Source organism: Fibrobacter sp. UWH9 (genome assembly GCF_900129715.1).
Lineage (GTDB): Bacteria > Fibrobacterota > Fibrobacteria > Fibrobacterales > Fibrobacteraceae > Fibrobacter.
Genome location: NZ_FQWP01000013.1, coordinates 1 through 18,223 on the forward strand (window position 1 = coordinate 1; position 18,223 = coordinate 18,223).

Here is an 18,223-nt window from a genome sequence, read left to right on the forward strand (position 1 = left end):
GAACAATCGGCCGAGAAAACGACTTGGATTTCTCACCCCATTAGAGTATATTTCTAGGCAAGTTAAACAAATTTACTTGGCGACTTAAATTCGCCCAATCTTATACCGCGCGAACTCGATTTTTTCTTTAAATTTTTGGGGATTTGCCAAATACGCAAAAACCAATTGGATTGTTTTCAAATATAATTGGACATCATTATCTTCAGGAAAAATGCTTTTTACATGCTCTATACGGCATGACAGAATAGGAAGGTCTTTAAGTACAGACAAATCATTCTTTTCAACCATTTCCCATACAGCTTTTTTCGTTCCATCATACTTTTTCAGTCTTGCAACAAATTCCTCGATGACTTTAACAGATCGCTTCACATTTTGCAAATCCGCCGTCTCAAAAGAACTAATAAATCTATTGTTATTCAATAAATCCTTAACAGAAGGAATCGTTCCAGAAACAACGTTATCAATACATTTTTCTTTTTGTAAGGAATAATCAAGTTTAACATCCTTCGGTATTTTATTGACTAAAATAATCGGATCAACCGTCATTTTAACACTAGGGACCCTTGTTCCATTTATATTTCGAATGCTAGCCTTAGGTTTGTTCTTACTATTTATTACAAAAACCGAAAACTCTTTTTGTATTTCATTTTTTTCTTCATTAGCAATATATGATTTTCCATCATCAGTTTTTATTTCGAGGGATGTTCTTCGAGACAAATCATTATTATATACATCATTTTCAGGAACAGAGATTTTATTTTTTTGCAAAGACTGAAATGCTATTGCGAAAGAAGACTTGCCACTTCCATTAGGAGCAACCAACAAACTAGGCTTATTAGGAACCATTCCCAATTGAATATTGGCGTCTTGTAACCCTCTTACATTCCTTATATGGATAGATTCTATTTTCATTTCAACACCCTATTTCAAAACATTTCTCAAAAATTCATGCTTTAATTTCTGAACTAGTGCATCTTCGCTGAGATATAACGTATAATGGTTGATATTCATTCTGGCAAGTTCTGCCATGATATCCTTCTTGGAGTTCCCGTCAATTTCGATTTCATAATACGATTGTTCTTGTTCTCCAGAATTCTCTATCACGGCTTCTTCTATGGATTGCTCTTGTTGCATAAAAGATTCAAATGGAACAAAGAACCATTCTCTTTTATCAGCCATTCCATATTGAGCTGTAATTAAATATTCGGATTGCTGCGCGATATGACGTTTATCCGTTTCAAGATAATGTCCTATCTTATGCAATTCTGGATGTCCTGATACAGAACTGGAGCCAAACATATCAAGAAGTACGAATACCTTTGCATTGCAAATTTTATTTTGACAGTTTTTTAAGCCAAAGCTTTCACAAGCAAAGAAAAGAGCCACATATTCAGACTGCGTCACATCTATCAGTGGCGTAGGAAATCCATGATGACGTAAATATGCAAGGAATTCTAAATCCGGAAAATGATTAAAACTTATATCACGCCATTTAGTAAAATCAAAGTCATAACCAGTAGAAACTATTTTTCTTTGGAAAGAATGGCCTAAGGAATTTATTTCTGGCTTTAAGTAATCTATATCGTGATAATATTTTGCAAAAGAAATCTCGAATAAACCAGATCGCTCCAACGTTGACTCTATTTTCCATTCAGAGTTACCCTGTCCCCTAAATAAAAAATCTGATGATTCATGCCTTTGACGAATTTCTTTTATGACTTCTATATACTCTATAACAGAATGAACTATTTTCTTCATTTTCCACCCCCTACAGCCCTATGCAATTGTTACTTGGCCGTTCATTAGGAGCGGCAATAGTTTATTTCGTAGTTTTGTCATAGCGCGATTTTCCAAATCAACCTTAGTTATAGCGGTATATATTGGCTCCATCCGCTTTTGATATTCATCAGCAAGTTCTTGACAAGGCAAAATGATAGGCATTTCTTTTAAAAATTTAAAGTGCCGGGCATATCCTGGATTCGGAATAGACATTGACTTTATTGCCATATATAAATAAAATTGACGAACTCTTTCATCTTTAGAATACAGAATTTGCGTGCCATCAGCACCTCGTCCAAATTCAAAATTCAGAAATTTCACACAAGTGGAGTGGTCTCCAAAAAGTACCGCGGGATAACGTTTTAACACATCTTCATCATCTGTATAGCCAGCAATGAATGTACTTGTGTCCTGGTCAACGATTGGATACTTTCCATCACTTTTATAGTCAGATGTGTTAAATTTCTTTGTAGTTTTGTATTTATCAAGAATTTCTCCAATCGTCAAAACTTCCCACCCAACAGGGATTTCGCGGTTGAGGGTGGGGTTGTGGGTCATGGGGCCGCCGGAGGTTTTGTAGGGGCGGCCGTTTTCGTCGGGGAAGTCGAATTGTACGAACCAGTAGTCGTATAGGCGTTTTGCCATGGCTTCGAGTTTCTGGTTCATCTTTTTGTTCAGGGCGATTTTGTCGTCAAGTGCGGAAAGGACTGCTGCGATTTTCTTTTGTTCTGAAAGAGAAGGTAAAGGCACATTAACCTTTTTCAACATATCCATGGTCAGTGCGTTCTGCACAGCGCCAATCATATAGTATTTCAATTGATCTTTAAAAAACGATCCTTTCATGAAATGGTATAAATACAGACCGCAGCAAAAATCCTTTATATCAGAAAACCAAATTACATTTCCATCCTTAAAATAAAAGTCAATATCCTTATCTAGATAACACAGATTACCTATTGTACCAACAGCAGTTATAAGAATATCGCCCTTACTGGGTTTTCCGTATTTTTGTTTAATTTCCTCATATCTTTCTTTCGATATATAGCAATCAAAAACAGAATTTTGATCTAAAAGACTTCCATCCGATATTTCCTGCCCACGAACAAATGGAACACCAAAGTCAACGTATTCATTTTCAAAGATTCGCTTTGCAGAAGCAATTCTGCATAAATCGCCTAATTTATATTTCGTCATTTCCATACTCTTACCACTTCTAGATTCTTCCTCAAAGAGGATAAGAATTGTAGCAAACTAAAGTTTTAACAATTCTATATCGACTACACTTCGTTTCGTTCAGAATGACACCAAACCAAGGTTATCTTCTTCTAGCCTTTACTTTCAAATAAGCAACTTTTGCGAGATCCATTCTACTAAAACCAGGAGCTCCAAAAGGGATTACACCAATTGCATCTAACTCATCTTTCGCGTTTTGCCGTTCTTCTTCTTTTCTTTTTTTCTCTGCCAATGCAGCATCCTTTTTCTGTTTCTTATAAAGAATCACAGAAACAACGATGCCCGCAATCGTTGTGAGAAGTGTAAAAACGCTAATAATCAGTGTTGCTATTTCCATTTTACTAATCCTAGATTCTTCGCTTCGCTCAGAATGACTCTGCCTCGCACCATTTCGTCGCTTTATCGCCGTTTTCAAAATTTATCGCCATTTTATCGCCGTTTTATCGCCTTTTAAACTATCATTTATACTATCGTTTATTCTATCACTTAAACTATCAACTTTCTTGGCCTTATAAAAATTGACTCTAAGCAGGGCTCCGATTTTCTTTTACGCAAATAAATCTTGTTCTTCCCAATTTTCAGGGAATCCAAGCGACGGCCGTTGTTCCGGGCGGACCATCTTCATCACTTGCTTTAGCTTTCCTCTAAAATCATAATTCGGGGCACACACATCCAGCAATGTTGTAATAATGCAAATGGAGAAATAGATTCTATCCTGACTTGGAATCGAATCCACCCATTTGGCAGGCTTGTTTGTGGGAATCATGGGGCGCACAATAAAGCTCCTTGTAAAAAGCCTAGAGTAATGGGCGCAAATGTTCCTAACCAGGTTTAAATGCTGGAACCAGCTTACTAGAACTTTCGTTGAGGCCTTATTGAAACCGAAGTACTTCGCAACTTCTGTTTTGGCATTGAGATTAGATTTCAGGTTAGAGAATGTCTTGGAAAGCGTTCCGAATGTTGTCGTTTCGAAGATCATCCACGCCGGAGGTGCAATAGAGGTGTCATACTCGCTTTCGTAATGCGTTTTGAAAACCTCACGAGAACGGCTCCAATGTTTTCGGAGTTCTACCAGGTTATCATTAAAAATTTTCTGATTATGACACAGCGATACATCTTCGTACCAACGTGGACCATGAGCAATGGAGAGTTGGAATTCCATCTGACAGCGCACAGCGATTTCAATAAAGCCGAGCGCTTCTACGATGAGATTTCGAAGAGCGGAGTCAAACAGGTAATCATTCTTAATGCTGGACCAACTTGCCGTGGGAAGAAATTCCGAATTAGACGAGGTGTTATCCTGATACGGATAAGTATATCCTCGTAAACGGTAATAGCTAATCCTTGAAAGGACTTCTACGAGTTCATCCTTAGAAACATCTTTAAGCCCTCGGCTAATCAGTAATTGGGCCTGCTGATCCAAAGTCTGGGGAGGTTTACTATAGATTCTAAGAGACATCAAATTCCCCCTAAATAAAAAAAGAACCTCGCTGGGTGCGCATTGTGAAGAGGCGTGCAAGGTTTTCTTGCACATAATATACAATTACACAAACCAAATGTCAAGGCCTCCCTCGTTTCCATTTTACTCCCCCCCGAATTTCAGGCTGACCAGTTGCTTGTTGATTTCCTCTTCCAGCTTGTGGCTTTCTTCGAACATTTTCTGGAGTTCGGCGGTGTCGGCTGCCATCTGGGCGTTGAATTCCTCTTCGGAAATATCCACGTAGTCAATCTTGATGTCGAAATACTGGCCTGCGCTTAGGCTGTAGCCCTTTTCCTTGACTTCGCTGTAACTGACTACCACGCTAAAGTCTTCGACGGCCTCGGCGTTGCGGAAGGTATTAACAATCTTTTCGATTTCGTCATCTTCCAGGCGGACTTTCTTAAGGCCGTTGGCATCCTTGTATTCCTGGCCAAGCTTACTTGCATCTACAAGGGTAATCTTGTCGTTGTCAGACTTTGCGCCGGTCTTGTCAAAGAACAGTAAGCGGCTCCAAGATGACAGTGAAACTGTCCGACACTTTTGCTGGCGTTGGCTACATTACCTTTACCCTGAAGGACAATGCCGGCGATACCTATTCCCGCAAGATCGGCGTTACCCAGAAATTGGCTGCAGTATCCGCACAGGATCCGGAACCCGGCGTAGCCACCATTGCTAAGTGTGGCGCAGGAAGTTCCAAGCAAACTGTAGAAAAAGGTGCCGCCATTGTCGACTTTTGCTACACCTGGGAAAATGCGAAAACCGTTGAAGTGACTGGACTTCCCGAAGGATTACTTGTTGACACAGACAACATAAACAAGAAAGTTTCGATTAGCGGCACAGTAAATGACGAGCCTGGTGAGTACGCATTCTTAGTCACTTCTATTGGTGGCGTAGGAGAAGCCTATGTCAAGAGTGGAATCATTACCGTGGTAGGAGAAGAACCCGATGACGATGGCGATGTCACATCCGTTGCCGCATTGAAACAAAAAGCATTCAATGTTGTCGTCCAGAACAACATCGTCCATCTTTACGGATTGCCCCGCAACGTTGCAATCAGCGTGACGGATTTAAGCGGAAAGCACCTAATGACTTCCAAGTCCATCGTTTCTGTAAACGGCTCCGCCATTGTGAACCTGAATGACTATAGCAGAGGCTCCTACCTAGTGAATATCCGCGGCCTTTCCAATAATGGTTCCCGGGTCAATAGAAGCATGCAAGTGCAGGTGAGATAGACAAGTGTAGCGAAAACAAGTTTATTGAGTTCCTTCGATGCGAACTTGTGCATTTTTTGCACAGGTTGAAGGTTCGTCAAGTTCCTCGGTTTGGTAAATATTTCGAATGTGACGCAATATGGATGTTCTATCAGTCACGAACAAGTCTGCCATTTGAGCTTGAGTCAACCAAACGGTTTCATTCTTTTCACCATTATTGGCAGAAACTGCGTTACTCATTCAAGGCGGAACGCGTAATTTTTTCTTTGCAAAAAATTCCTTCCACCAGTTCCTTGTCAATAAAAGGAAGCGTAGCCACCACATGGTTTCTTGATTTTCAGTTTTTCAAAGACTTGTGCAGTTAAACCATATTGCATATTTAGAAGATATGCAAAAAGATTTTCACATACTCCTTAAAGCTTTATCCCTCCAATATCTTCTCTATCATTTTTTCTACACTCATTCTATTATCCAGAGTGTAGACATTCTTCATCTCATAATCCTTTTGATCCATAGCCCACCATTCTTTTAGCTTTGCTGCTTCAGTGCTAGACATAATAAAGGAATTTAGAACAATATGTTTTTCACCTGCAGACGGAGCCAAACGAGACTCTAAATTCTTAATCGTGTTACGGAATTCAATTTTCGGATCTTCCTTAGGCACATTCAAGAGTCCCTTAGGATCAATGAATGTTATGTATTGTTTTTCAGGGGTGTCAATCCAAAGAATAAAATCTGGATAGAAGTTTCCGGCTTCAAAAAAGCCCATGCCAACCTTACTCTTGTTACGCAAAAGGAATAGTGATTTATCTTCGAAAAATTTTTGTTTAGCTTCGGCATAATCCGCAAGCATGTTTACAAAATCTTTTTCGCCGTCATTTAAGCAAACTGGTGAAATTTTTATTCCCAGTTTTGACGATTTTAGATAAATCAAAGGTGCGTATAAATGATTTTTAAAATCAAAGAAAACCAGATTATCGCCGAACAATGATTTTTGACGAACATTCATTCCATCATATTGAGGAAGAATCTTTGTCATTTCATCAATAAATTTTTCTAACTCTTTATACCCCTCGTTGGCAGGATTGTCAACAGTATAGCTAATGGAATAATCCGACACAAAATTATTGTCGTCTGCTTCAATTTCGCCATACTCCAAATATTGAGATTCCCATCGTTCTCGTTCAAACTTGAAGAATTTATCCATATAGGATTTTAGAGCCATGATTGCAAAGTCCGTCATGGTATCAAGTTTCTTGAAAGAATCAAGAACCATCTGCTGGGAAGGAATAATCAAGCTATACCAATCACGTACTGCAAGAATGTTCTTGAACTTAGGCTGCTCCAAACAGATATTGAAATAGCTTTTTTCATTCTTGAACATTTCAAGTTCATAGAAAATTCGTTCATAGTCAAGTAATTCTAAAACGGAAGCTGGCAGTACATGCTCTGTTCCTGCCGCATCAATATTTCCTAACGGTCCGCCAAAAGAATCTATGCTTTGAATTTTACTTCTACAGTCAATGACGATTTTGTTTTTGAGCAAGTAGCTTTTGAAATCCGCAGCAGGAACATCTAAAATTAAGCGGCGCGCCTGTTTCTTGAAATTTTTATCCTTTGGCAAGCGAATGACACGGAGCTTCTTTCCCTGAATTTTATTATACCTGCTTAGAACGGGCATATGGTATTCTAAAATCAAATCATTTGCAACGACTCCCTCGGTCTCCAAGAACTTCTTGAAGTCTTCCATGTAATTTGCTTTCACACCAAAAATGGTTAAAGTTTCCATACAGGCCATATAAGAAGGCGCCGCAACACCTTCCGCTTTAGAAGACCGTTTCAAACATCCTTCATAGCCTTTTAAACGAACTCCACGCCCAAACAATTGAATTGCTTGAGAGCCTTCATCTTTAGCGAAGTTTATCAAGCCCATGGTAGAAACACGCCAGCTGTTCCAACCTTCGGTGAACTTACGGGATCCAATAAGCACATTAACATTTGAATCCCTATCATTGATTTTTTGGAATAGAGATTCCAAAGTCATTTCGTTAGAATCGATGACCATGCCTTTCGCTTCGCATTCCTTACAAAGCTTGGCTACATCACCTACATTTATAACCCCAAAGAACCGATCAGATGTTCCTATTTTCAGGCCAATTTCACCAAGATCCTGTTTTAAATTTTCAAGATGAAGTCTTGGTTCGTCTGAAATAGCGTCTGCATTGAACATCAATTTCAAAATATCCGGAAACATCTGATATTCAACATCTTCTACCGAAATTGAATGCCCCCAGACATCTTTAAGGCTATTGAACTTTTGGGTAAAAAGTTCATTGCCATATTTGTCCATTAATCCACTGCCGGAATTTAGAATAGCATGAATCCATTTTGCTGTTTGCATAGAATTCCGAACAAAGGTGTCGATAAATTCCAGAACTTTCTGAATATCCGTTAATTCTTCTGTAGATGTCTTTGCAGTAACTCTATTGCCAACAAATACAAGTAACGGTTTTTTAATTTCGAACTTACTTAAATCTTTATGGTGCAATTCAAAAACCTTTAATTGCTGATAATAGGACAGCAAACAACCAGTCAAATAAAGGCTTTCTTGTTCTGGATTTAAAATATTTCCCTGTTCGTCAGTTCTTAGATTATAAATTCGATAATCTTTACCATAGCCATCATTATAGAAGAATTTATAGCTGTAATCCATAATGATGGACTTTCCATATTCTTCCATAAGCAAGCGATCAGCCTTTGTTTTTGAAGATGCATTTAACGCCTGCTTAAATGTTGCAGAATATTCAAAAGAAAAACCTTCTGCAGACAAACGGGTTCTATAGTCATACCATTTATCACCAGAAAGACCACGATGACCTTCATCAACAAGAACAAGGTTGTTCTGTTCAAAGCTGTCAACGGAAACAGTTTTCACCTTGCCAACTTCTTCAAGTTTGTTGATATCTATAATCAAAACATCTTCGCTTTGCGCTGCAAGGCCACCATCCTTCTGAAAAATAGCCGCAGAAATGTTTGATAGAGTCAATTCATCTAAATGCTGTTTACTAAGGCCTTCGTTCGGTGTAAGAACGATAATCTTGTTCAAGGCTAGTTTTGAATTGCTACGTTTAGCAGCTTTAAAATAATGAATAAACTGTAAAACATGGATATGCATCAGTAATGTTTTACCACTACCTGTAGCACACATAAAAGCAAGTTTATTCAAGCGTTCTGCATTGAATTCCGCGAAGTCTAAATTCGCCCCTTTTAGCGTATAATCAGCCTTAAGTTGCGCAAGGAAATTATTTAGATCTTTGCACAAAGAATCCTTATCGGCGAAATATCTATCAAGATACATTTCAGAAAACAGCAGTGAAATATACTGGAAGTATTTCCAAGTTATTCCACCTCGCTTTTCGCCAATATGCCTTGTGTGGCGTTGGATATTTTCATCGTAAAGGAACAGTTTGTCCTTTGTAATTTTCAAGCCAGACTTACTTTGAATTTCAAGAGCAAATCTTGTATGACCGTCATCGGAAACACCTTCATATTCCTTGGTATTCAAATGAGAAAGTTGAGTTACATTCGATATTCCAAGTTGATCAAGGAAGAACTTGAACAAAACCAGTTGTTCATCAAAGGTTAATGCAACAGAAGCCTTTTTAGAAGCTTTCGCCATATCAGTTTTCCTCAAACATACGTGCATTGAATTCGGTTTCAATCATCTGGACTTTCCAGGATTCATTATCCGTGCGCAGATTTTCTAGGTTGTTGTCACCATTTACGTAAATAACATCGTATTCGCGATCCTGAGGATTTAAGCGATACTTGCTGAAATAAGCATCAAGTGCAGCATTGCTTTCTAGAGAATTATCATTTATATTTCGCCAGATGACAAGGGCCCTGCGACCATCCGGTAAAGAACCTTCAATTTGACGGAACGCAAATTTGCCGTTGGTGTCATTTTTTAAATCAACTGCTCCTTCATATTCTGGATTGGACGCAGCCGTTGCAGAGAAATACTTTGTTGCATCCTGACGGATAACTGTCAATCCAATCAAGTAATTGAATGTTTCAACGACATCAACCTTACGCAATTTGCTTTCATTCTTTTCCGTGATTTTCATGGAATAATCAAAAGGATCCTTGAACGCCTTAACATTCAAAAGACTTCCCTTGGATTCTATATTTAGCATATAGTTAATCAAGTATTCATCACCGAAGAGGCTTGAAACTTCTGTTTGCGGTTTTTGAAGTTCAATATTAGATAACGCATCTTCGTAAGATTCAAGCCGCATATACTTGATAATTTGAGAAATTCCGGTATTACGATTGAGGGGCTTGCCGTCGTCCCAAAGCGATGCATACGCAGCCTTTTGGACTCTTTTTCTCGTAACAGAATCAAAATAGGTTCCCATTTCCACAAGGACGTACTTTCTTTTTGAATCTTTTCTATTTCTGTTAAATTCAATAACCGCATGTCCTGTAGTTCCAGAACCTGCAAAAAAATCCAACACAAGAGCTTCGTTATTTCCATCAGTGGACAATTCAATGCACTTTACAACTGTATTGATAGACTTCGGAAAATCAAACATTTTTTTTCCAAGCATTTTAATCAACAAAGTATTTCCATACGATCCAGCATCATATTCTCCACCTTTCCATACTGTCTTCGGAACAGTTTCCTCAAACATAACAAACAAATCTAGCATGCAATCACTATCGTTTAGCACGGATATTCTTGAAAAATTTTCTTCAATGGAATCTAAGCCAAAATTCCAACGACGCTCAACACCATCTTGGTCAATAGGCCATATAGCAATGGTTCCATCCGACATTTTTTCATTTTTACAAGCAGGATGAAAATCATCTTCAGGAACAGAACCAACACCCACTATTTTTCCATTCCTTACATAAACAGGATAAAAGGAAAGTTTACGTTCTGACCGTTTTGAATTTTCTCCCCAACGACGCATTTTTCTAGGTTTTTCGTTTTCTTCAAGTATTCTTGCAATAGATTTTTTTGCAGATTCCTCGGTTACAAAAACTGCATATTCATGAACTCTATTAAAGTCTTTTGTTGGACTTCCTTTAGGATTATGTACAACCGTAACTGTTGAAATTCTATGATTTCTAAAATTATCTTTTAAAACAAAGGAAACATTATTATACTCAGTATCATCAATAGCGACAGTATACACACTTCTGTCCTTCAACAACGCTTTGGATAGTCCTATTCGATCGTTAATCAGCGTATTCCATGATGAGTCCTTATATCCATTTTTGTACAAAATTGGGGCAGAGTCCGTATTATACGGAGGATCTATATAGCAATAGTTCACCTGACGATTATATCGTTTCTGCAGGAAATTTAGAACTTGAAAATTATCACCATTGAACATCACACCATTTGTATTTTCATCCAAATCATCAATAGACGCAACCAGTTTTTCCTTAAATCCGTCAGAAAAATTCTTGGTATCAACAATCAAATTTTGATTCTGCTTTAAGAATTCAATAGTTGGAGGATTTGTGAATGATTCCTGGTGTTCCACATCATTGACAATTTCGTCAATGGCGTACATCTCTATCCATTCTTTCACTTGATCTTTATTGTTACGAATTTCATCATAGAACGATTCATCAATCTTATCCAAGGTAATGCACCAGTTTGTTTCAACAACAAACTTTTTCTTTAACCACAATTTCTTCTGGAAATTTTCAATTTGCGCCAAGAATTCAATCAGGATTTTGCCCACTTGCTTAATAGCGCGAACCTTCGCTAAATAGGTGCTGACTCGAGCCTCATTTGTGGTATCCAAGTCGTCCAAGTGCATGACTTCGTTCTTGATAAAGAAGTCAAGTTCGCGAGTTAAGAATCCTCCCAAATCCTTGTGAATGAAATAATCGAAAGTATTTTTCGCAACATATCCTTTCAAATGCTTTTGAATCAAAGTCAAAGAATTCTTTCTGTCATTAGAAATATCAGTCAGCAAAACTGTCATCAATTCCTTATGATCTTTGACAATGAAATCGCAAATCTTGGTGTAGTTTTCATCTAAATACTTAATCTTTTTATCAGCAGGAATGTCAAATACAAAGCGAATAATCAATTCCTTTTTTTCGACATCACATTCAAAAGTTTTTACCCCAGGATACTCTTCTTCATTTTCAATAAAAAGCATAAATTCACGCTTTTTATCATCAGTTTCCTTATTATTATTCTGCTCTGTAGTCGCATCAACAAGGTTAAAATGAACCGTCCAATCTTGCGCAGTAAAAACGTAATCCTTAAAGTTTTCACTGGTCTTAATATAATACTGGTCCTGATTGGCCCAATAAAGCTTCACTTCTTCACCTTCGTAAGGAATCGCATAAACGCCTTCTTTATAACGACGTTTGCTGATAAAATCACCCTCGTCGTAATAGCGACTAAAGAAAGAATACAAGGCGGAATAAACATCTGTTTCAAGGGCAGCCAAGTCTGTACCACCAGCTAAAGCCTTGTTCACTTCAGCATACTCTTCAGCCAGCTTGGGACTGTTAGCAATTTCTATTCCTAAATCAAAAGCCTGTTTTTCAATAGCATCTTTCCTTTTCAGTAGTTCATCTTTGCCGGCAGTAGCAAAGGGTTTCAAAACTTCCGTTACCTTCTTCGGTAATCCATCATTAAGAAACTTTTCAATTTCTTCCTTACGGATATTCATGATTCGATAAATGCCAAAGTCCAAATCAGACTTGTCAAGCTCAAAAATACCTTTAAGCAAGTCTATAAAACGATTTAGGCGTTCATTAGTCAATTCATTCATATTTTGGTCCTTATTTAGTCTGCCAGGCAATGGCAAAAATTTCTTTAGATGTCACGTTTTTATTGCGCTTTGCGTCTAGCTCATCAATCATACGAGTTCGTTTTTCTTCGATTTCGTCTTCGCGATTTTCGAGTTCATGACGTTTTTTTCGTTTTAGCGCTTCCAATTCCTGAATTTTCTTGGTAATATCCCGTTTCTCGTCAAGATTGGTAGCCAATCTTGATTGGCGTTGTTGTTCACGAATGCTATTCTTCACTGTATCCAGTTCATTTTCAATAGCTCGGGTCGCATCATCTGCCCAGGAATCAATCTTTCGTTCTTCTTCGGTGAAATAGTTTAGATTGCGTTCATCAATTTCACGGAGCTTGCTCTTGGAATGCTGTTCTGCATTTGCTGTAAGTTTTTCCTTAATGTTGTGGGGCAAATCAAAAGCTTCATTTTCTTCGCCACCGCACAAGAACAATTTTTCGCATTCTTCCTGGCTAAGAAATTTTCCATCATCGGTAAATGCAGTAAATAAGCAGAATTCTTCTTCGTCAACAGAAGCAATATTCATTTTGGAAAGCGTGATGTAGCCGGATTTTTTCTTTAAATAGTCCGGCAAAAGGATCTTGATTCCTGCAGAACTTTCATCCAGGGTGATAGAACCGGGGCTCAGTTCCATGCCTGCCGCCTTATTCAAGACATACTGAGCAAGAGGGTGATTTAAACGATAAGGAATGCCATCCGTCTGCTTGGAGAATAAATCATATTTACCAAGTACTGCTTCAGAGAACGGCCTCTTTTGCAATACAAAGGAATGTTTATCATCGTCAAAGACAGCTTCATTTGCAAGAACAAATTTTGTCAATTCCCAGAAGATATATTCGTATCGATTTAAGAACGCTCCTGTATCGTTCTTTGCAATTTTCAAACGTTCCTGAACATTGATATCAAAGTTATCAAGAACCTTACTCTTCGTGTCCTGAAGTTTTTCGTTTATTTCTTCTTTAAAGTCTTCCTGTAATTGGTCAAACGCCTTCTGAATTTCTTCTTCAGTACGACATTCCTGGTAAATCTGCCAAATGCGACGTTCAAAGTCAATGGTTTCTGCTTGACCAAGAACATCATCGGACGCGCCAAAGACATCATCAAACAGGTGGAACTTATTTTCTAGCAGATCGAATACTCGTATATCCGCAAAGTTCTTTTCATTAACAAAGTTTACAACGACAACATCGCTTTTTTGACCATAACGATGACAACGACCAATTCGTTGTTCAATTCTTTGAGGATTCCACGGCAAATCATAATTCACCACTAAAGAGCAGAACTGCAAGTTAAGGCCTTCTGCAGCAGCTTCCGTTGCAATCATAATTTCAGCCTTGTTGCGGAAATAATCAACAAGAGCTGCGCGTTTGTCCGCAGACCGAACACCACTTATTCTACCTGTAAATTCATTATCCTTTAGCCATTGCTCATAAATGTTCGTTGTTTCTGGACTCCCGTTAGAACCATTGAACAAAACAACCTTACCAGCAAAACCGTGATTTTCAAGAAATTCTTTCAGGTACCTTTGAGTTCGAGTGGATTCTGTAAAAATCAAAGCCTTCTGTGCAGCACCTAATTCAGGCATTTGCATAAAAGACTGACGAAGGGCTTTCAGCAAGGCGTCCGTTTTAGAATCAACAGAGATTTGCTCGGCAATCCGAATAAAACCAGAAACAGTCTCGATTTCTTCGGCTAACAATTTGGGATTAGGATTAGAATCGTCAAAAATTTCATCAGGTTCTTCCGCATCGGAATCCTCCCAATCTTCGCTTGTCGACTCCAACAAATCTTCATCAACATAATCCAGTAAATCCAATTCATTGGGTGATGCTTCTTGAAGCATTTTTTCAAGACGAGAACGAATCGCCTTCAACGTTCCTATCAAAGCGAAAGTAGATGACGCAAGAATCTTACGAATCATCATTGTCGTAAGCATGCGTTGCTGTCTTGGAACAGCATATATATCTTCCCTACGCAAAAATTCAGAAACGTCTTCATACAGTTTAGTTTCCAGCTCTGTGGCGGTAAACTTTTGCGTCATAGGCAAACGTTTTGTGTAATTGATGTATTCCTTAACATCATTACGCAATGTACGCACATAGTAAGGCTTTAATCGATCGTGTAGAATTCGTAAGTCCGCACCACTTTGATATTGTGCACGAAAAGCCTTTGGATCACCAAAGATATTTTCATCTATAATGCTTGTTAAACCATATAATTCCATTAACGAATTCTGGAACGGCGTTGCAGTCAGCAAAAGTTTTTTTGAATCACTTAAAGCAGCAGCAACAGCTTGTGCCACTTTGTTATTCTTCTTATAGACATTGCGTAACTTGTGAGCTTCATCAATGACGGCAAGATCAAACATCCGTTCTCGAATCGCATCTGCATGACGAGCCGCAAAAGAATAAGAAGTGATGACAATCTTCTTGAGCCCAAATGGGGAAATGCCACGATTCAAGTAATCGTTATAATTTTTCCCATCGATAATTTCATTTTCTAGTCCAAACTTTTCATAAAGCTCTGCAGCCCATTGTTTACGCAAGGATGCCGGACAAACAATGATGATTTTCTTCTTGCCCATAGCCCAATACTGGGAAACAATTAGGCCCGCCTCAATCGTTTTACCGAGTCCAACTTCGTCGGCAAGAATAACACCTTTAGAAAGGGGCGATTTAAAAGCAAATAATGCCGCTTCAATCTGGTGAGGATTTATATCAACAGAGGCTGTCAAAAGAGACTGGGACAAGCAATCTAAACCACCGCCAATAGATTTCAGCGTTAAAAGATTAGCAAAGTACTTCGCTTGGTATTTAGTAATGCGGCAGTTGATAATAGGGCTCCTTCTGCCCTATGTCAACAATGCTTTGACTTTAGCCCAATAAAAAAGGCGTGGAATCGCTACATCGCATATCGCATTCCGAGGCTCGCCAAAGCCTTGTTTACCAATATACGCAAACGACCCACGCCCCAATCGGGACGTGAGCAGTTTACCCTATTCTCGTAAACAGTGAAATTTGGCGATTTCGGAACAGAGACTAGAGCAAATAACTCAATAAAACGGGCGCTCAACCCACGCACCGCAGGCTCAAGGGCCCTTGGTCGCAGAAGGAGCTATGTATAGAGGAATATAGGTATTTTTTGAAAAAACGAAGCGAGATTTTTAAGCGTACTAGGCCATTTTTTTGCAAATTATTTCTCTGTTCACAGTTCCTGTTTCCGTTCGAATTCTTCACGAACCTGCTTTACCTCCGCAATCAACCGCTCCTTACTCGGCATGTAAAGTTTGAATTCGCTGGCAAGGATTGTCTCGTTGTCTTCGGGGAGCGTCATCTTTACGACGGTATCGTTCTTTTCGGCACAAAGAAGAATGCCGATAGTCTTGCGTTCGTCGGGCAATTTTTCCACACGGTCAAAATAATTCACGTACATCTGCAACTGTCCCAAATCCTGGTGCGTCACTTTTTCGGTCTTGATTTCAACAACCACAAAGCAGCGCAACAAACGATTATAAAGAACCAGATCTACAAAGAACTCGTCGTCTTCAAGAAGGATCCTTCTTTGCCTTGCGATAAAGGCAAAGCCGTTGCCAAGCTCCAGCAAAAAGCGCTGCAAATGATTGATAATCGCGGTTTCAAGATCGCGTTCGTAATATTCGGGATTACGTTCCAAGCCCAAGAATTCCAAGACCATCGGGTCCTTAATGACCTCCTGGGGAGTCTCGGGAATCCTTTGCTTGCGGGCTACCGCCAGAACCTTTTCCTTGTCGGAGCTCATAAGAAGGCGCTCATAAAGCTGGGAATGAATTTGACGTTCAAGTTCGCGACTAGTCCATGCGTTATTCACTGTTTCCAATTCGTAATATTCACGCTTGTCGGGATCATCAATAGCAATCAAGTCCCTATATTGAGTCCAATTCAATTGTGAACGCACTGCGTTCACAATTGGGTAAAGCGTGTAAAATTTACGGCAGAACGCCAATTGTCGATAAGAAAAACCGCTTCCGTACTCCGGTTCCAGTTCCTTGGAAAGATTTTTCAAGAGAAACGAGCCGTAATCAGCCCGTTTTTTACCTTTCTGCTCTTCTACCTGAATACGCCGCCCGATATTCCAGTACATCTGTACACGGCAAAAATCAACACTGCGCACCGCATTCCGGCGGGACTGTTCGATAATTCCGCGAATATCAGTTACAAAATTTTTGTTGAGTGATTCTATTTCTTTTTTAGCCATACAGCCTCCTTCGTTCATTTCTTGTTACCAGAGGCGTCTTTGAATACGGCAAGCAGAATCCGCAAAGCCATATAACAAAAAGACGCACTTCTCCATTCGATAGAGAAGCGCGTCGGGCAGTAATGTAGGTGATTTTTAGAAAGTTGGCAAGGTGCTTGCGAAAATTTTACAAACTACAGAGCAAACTTTCTTCAGGCTTCCGCATGGTTACATTTCCCCTCTTTTATCTAATTCTTCATCATGGATTCTGGCAGGAACCCTTGCTGATACAGCGTATAGATCAGGCTCACCATCAGCGGGCTTCCTGCGAATTTCAGGTAGTACTTTCGGGCGCCTTCGGATACGGGGGCTATAAGGCCAGCATCCAGCATGGCGCGGATGTTTCTGGACCTCGCAAAAGTATTTGCCCACACGCAAGCCAAGTCTGAAGCCTGGAAGATTGGTTTTTCGAGAGCAACTTGCAGCGCTAAAAGCGTATCCTTGTCGATGATTCCCTTGCGCGACGCATCCCGAAGAACAGGCTCCAGAATATTTTGCCTAACGTAGTTTACGTCTGTCAGTTTTTCGGTTTTTTGCAATTCGTCTAGCAGCCCCTGCAGCACAAACTGGCACCACTGTACCTGCGCCTCGTTGTTCTTGGAGTCTGCCACCTTCAACATTTCGTAGTACTTGTTGTGATTGGAGCAGAACACCGCCGTAGGGTTAAACAGCCTAGACTGGCGAACATCAAAAAGCCGCACAATCATGGCGTAGGTCAAGAGCCTTGCCGTTCTTCCGTTGCCGTTGCGGAACGGATGAATCCAGACAAACTGATGATGGGCTACGGAAACCTTCAGCAGATCATATTGCTGTTCGCATTCCCTATTGATGAACTTTACAAGTTCGCGCATCAGCGCCGGAACATCGTCGGCATCGGGAGGCTCATGATTCGACCCCGCAATGGAAATGGAAACGTCGCGGTAGCAGCCTGCGTTGGGATCGCCTTCGTGAACCAGCCCCTCTACGGCCATTTTTTGCAAAAAGATTAACAAACAATTGCACTAAAACAAGTCTTACAATTGCGAGATTCAATAAATTTTATCAAATTTCGCCAATTTTTTTATTTTCCTCAACAAGTTCATTAAGTTTTTGAATACTCAATTGAAGGTTTAAATGTGTTCCATCACTATTTTCGCCTTTGATGGTTTGGTAAAGGGTACAAAGACTGATGGACGTTTTGTTGTTGATTAAGCCCGAATTCGCAAATAAGATTTTTGACTTTGCAATTCAGGTCGGAAGCGTTAAGCGATTCAAGAAGGCGAAAACATTGCAGGACTACAACATAAAATTTGCGCCGCAATCTTACGTCTATATTGAGAATTAAGATATTGGTGCACCTTTAGGCTCCAGCGAAGAAATCGAAAAGTTTTGGAGCAAAATTCCAGACGATGAGGTTTTCTCTACAGAAT

The 18,223-nt window shown here is 39.5% G+C and carries 13 protein-coding genes and 1 pseudogene; 2 read left to right on the top strand and 12 right to left on the bottom strand.

Annotation, left to right across the window (positions count from 1 at the left end; translation table 11 throughout):
- Positions 1-84: 84 nt before the first annotated feature.
- The 6 genes and pseudogenes from BUB94_RS10920 to BUB94_RS10945 all read right to left on the bottom strand — a co-directional run.
- On the bottom strand, positions 85-912 hold the full coding sequence (locus tag BUB94_RS10920) for an AAA family ATPase (protein WP_073236965.1): 828 nt from the start codon (positions 910-912) through the stop codon (positions 85-87).
- A gap of 9 nt (positions 913-921) precedes the next feature.
- Positions 922-1,758, bottom strand: a complete 837-nt coding sequence (locus tag BUB94_RS10925) for an FRG domain-containing protein (protein ID WP_073236968.1) — start codon at positions 1,756-1,758, stop codon at positions 922-924.
- 18 nt (positions 1,759-1,776) lie between these two features.
- Complete coding sequence (locus tag BUB94_RS10930) at positions 1,777-2,979, bottom strand: restriction endonuclease subunit S (protein WP_083538240.1); 1,203 nt, start codon at positions 2,977-2,979, stop codon at positions 1,777-1,779.
- A 115-nt stretch (positions 2,980-3,094) separates the two neighbouring features.
- Positions 3,095-3,349, bottom strand: a complete 255-nt coding sequence (locus BUB94_RS10935) for a hypothetical protein (protein ID WP_073236971.1) — start codon at positions 3,347-3,349, stop codon at positions 3,095-3,097.
- Positions 3,350-3,559: 210 nt separating this feature from the next.
- Positions 3,560-4,471: an Abi family protein gene (locus BUB94_RS10940; protein ID WP_073236974.1), complete on the bottom strand. Its 912-nt coding sequence runs from the start codon at positions 4,469-4,471 to the stop codon at positions 3,560-3,562.
- A 123-nt stretch (positions 4,472-4,594) separates the two neighbouring features.
- Positions 4,595-4,996, bottom strand: a pseudogene (locus BUB94_RS10945) (N-6 DNA methylase); the annotation flags it as partial.
- An 11-nt stretch (positions 4,997-5,007) separates the two neighbouring features.
- Between BUB94_RS10945 and BUB94_RS10950 the strand changes: the two are divergent.
- Positions 5,008-5,724, top strand: a complete 717-nt coding sequence (locus tag BUB94_RS10950; RefSeq protein ID WP_073236977.1) for a T9SS type A sorting domain-containing protein — start codon at positions 5,008-5,010, stop codon at positions 5,722-5,724.
- A gap of 21 nt (positions 5,725-5,745) precedes the next feature.
- Here the strand turns inward: BUB94_RS10950 and BUB94_RS10955 are convergent, their stop codons facing one another.
- The 6 genes from BUB94_RS10955 to BUB94_RS10980 all read right to left on the bottom strand — a co-directional run bounded on the left by BUB94_RS10955 (position 5,746) and on the right by BUB94_RS10980 (position 17,785).
- Positions 5,746-5,943, bottom strand: coding sequence for a hypothetical protein (locus tag BUB94_RS10955; protein WP_217653127.1), 198 nt, complete (start codon positions 5,941-5,943; stop codon positions 5,746-5,748).
- A gap of 181 nt (positions 5,944-6,124) precedes the next feature.
- Complete coding sequence (locus BUB94_RS10960; RefSeq protein WP_073236980.1) at positions 6,125-9,382, bottom strand: DEAD/DEAH box helicase family protein; 3,258 nt, start codon at positions 9,380-9,382, stop codon at positions 6,125-6,127.
- Between the two features lies 1 nt (position 9,383).
- Positions 9,384-12,512 carry a DNA methyltransferase gene (locus tag BUB94_RS10965; RefSeq protein ID WP_073237139.1) on the bottom strand — a complete coding sequence of 1,043 codons (3,129 nt, stop codon included), beginning with the start codon at positions 12,510-12,512 and terminating at the stop codon, positions 9,384-9,386.
- Positions 12,513-12,522: 10 nt separating this feature from the next.
- Positions 12,523-15,291: an SNF2-related protein gene (locus BUB94_RS10970; RefSeq protein WP_217653128.1), complete on the bottom strand. Its 2,769-nt coding sequence runs from the start codon at positions 15,289-15,291 to the stop codon at positions 12,523-12,525.
- A 455-nt stretch (positions 15,292-15,746) separates the two neighbouring features.
- Positions 15,747-16,775, bottom strand: a complete 1,029-nt coding sequence (locus BUB94_RS10975) for a PDDEXK nuclease domain-containing protein (RefSeq protein ID WP_073160199.1) — start codon at positions 16,773-16,775, stop codon at positions 15,747-15,749.
- Positions 16,776-17,002: 227 nt separating this feature from the next.
- On the bottom strand, positions 17,003-17,785 hold the full coding sequence (locus BUB94_RS10980) for a Fic family protein (protein WP_073236986.1): 783 nt from the start codon (positions 17,783-17,785) through the stop codon (positions 17,003-17,005).
- A gap of 197 nt (positions 17,786-17,982) precedes the next feature.
- On the opposite strand from BUB94_RS10980, the gene BUB94_RS16860 reads away from it, so the two are divergent.
- Positions 17,983-18,138, top strand: coding sequence for a hypothetical protein (locus tag BUB94_RS16860; RefSeq protein ID WP_170932343.1), 156 nt, complete (start codon positions 17,983-17,985; stop codon positions 18,136-18,138).
- Positions 18,139-18,223 lie beyond the last annotated feature (85 nt).

Bases quoted from the DNA above. Each gene is read 5' to 3' on its own strand.
- BUB94_RS10920 (WP_073236965.1), bottom strand. From the start codon at position 912: ATGAAAATAGAATCTATCCATATAAGGAATGTAAGAGGGTTACAAGAC.
- BUB94_RS10925 (WP_073236968.1), bottom strand. From the start codon at position 1,758: ATGAAGAAAATAGTTCATTCTGTTATAGAGTATATAGAAGTCATAAAA.
- BUB94_RS10960 (WP_073236980.1), bottom strand. From the start codon at position 9,382: ATGGCGAAAGCTTCTAAAAAGGCTTCTGTTGCATTAACCTTTGATGAA.
- BUB94_RS10975 (WP_073160199.1), bottom strand. From the start codon at position 16,775: ATGGCTAAAAAAGAAATAGAATCACTCAACAAAAATTTTGTAACTGAT.
- BUB94_RS16860 (WP_170932343.1), top strand. From the start codon at position 17,983: ATGGACGTTTTGTTGTTGATTAAGCCCGAATTCGCAAATAAGATTTTT.
- BUB94_RS10940 (WP_073236974.1), bottom strand. From the start codon at position 4,471: ATGTCTCTTAGAATCTATAGTAAACCTCCCCAGACTTTGGATCAGCAG.
- BUB94_RS10980 (WP_073236986.1), bottom strand. From the start codon at position 17,785: ATGGCCGTAGAGGGGCTGGTTCACGAAGGCGATCCCAACGCAGGCTGC.
- BUB94_RS10935 (WP_073236971.1), bottom strand. From the start codon at position 3,349: ATGGAAATAGCAACACTGATTATTAGCGTTTTTACACTTCTCACAACG.
- BUB94_RS10955 (WP_217653127.1), bottom strand. From the start codon at position 5,943: ATGAGTAACGCAGTTTCTGCCAATAATGGTGAAAAGAATGAAACCGTT.
- BUB94_RS10965 (WP_073237139.1), bottom strand. From the start codon at position 12,512: ATGAATGAATTGACTAATGAACGCCTAAATCGTTTTATAGACTTGCTT.
- BUB94_RS10930 (WP_083538240.1), bottom strand. From the start codon at position 2,979: ATGGAAATGACGAAATATAAATTAGGCGATTTATGCAGAATTGCTTCT.
- BUB94_RS10950 (WP_073236977.1), top strand. From the start codon at position 5,008: ATGACAGTGAAACTGTCCGACACTTTTGCTGGCGTTGGCTACATTACC.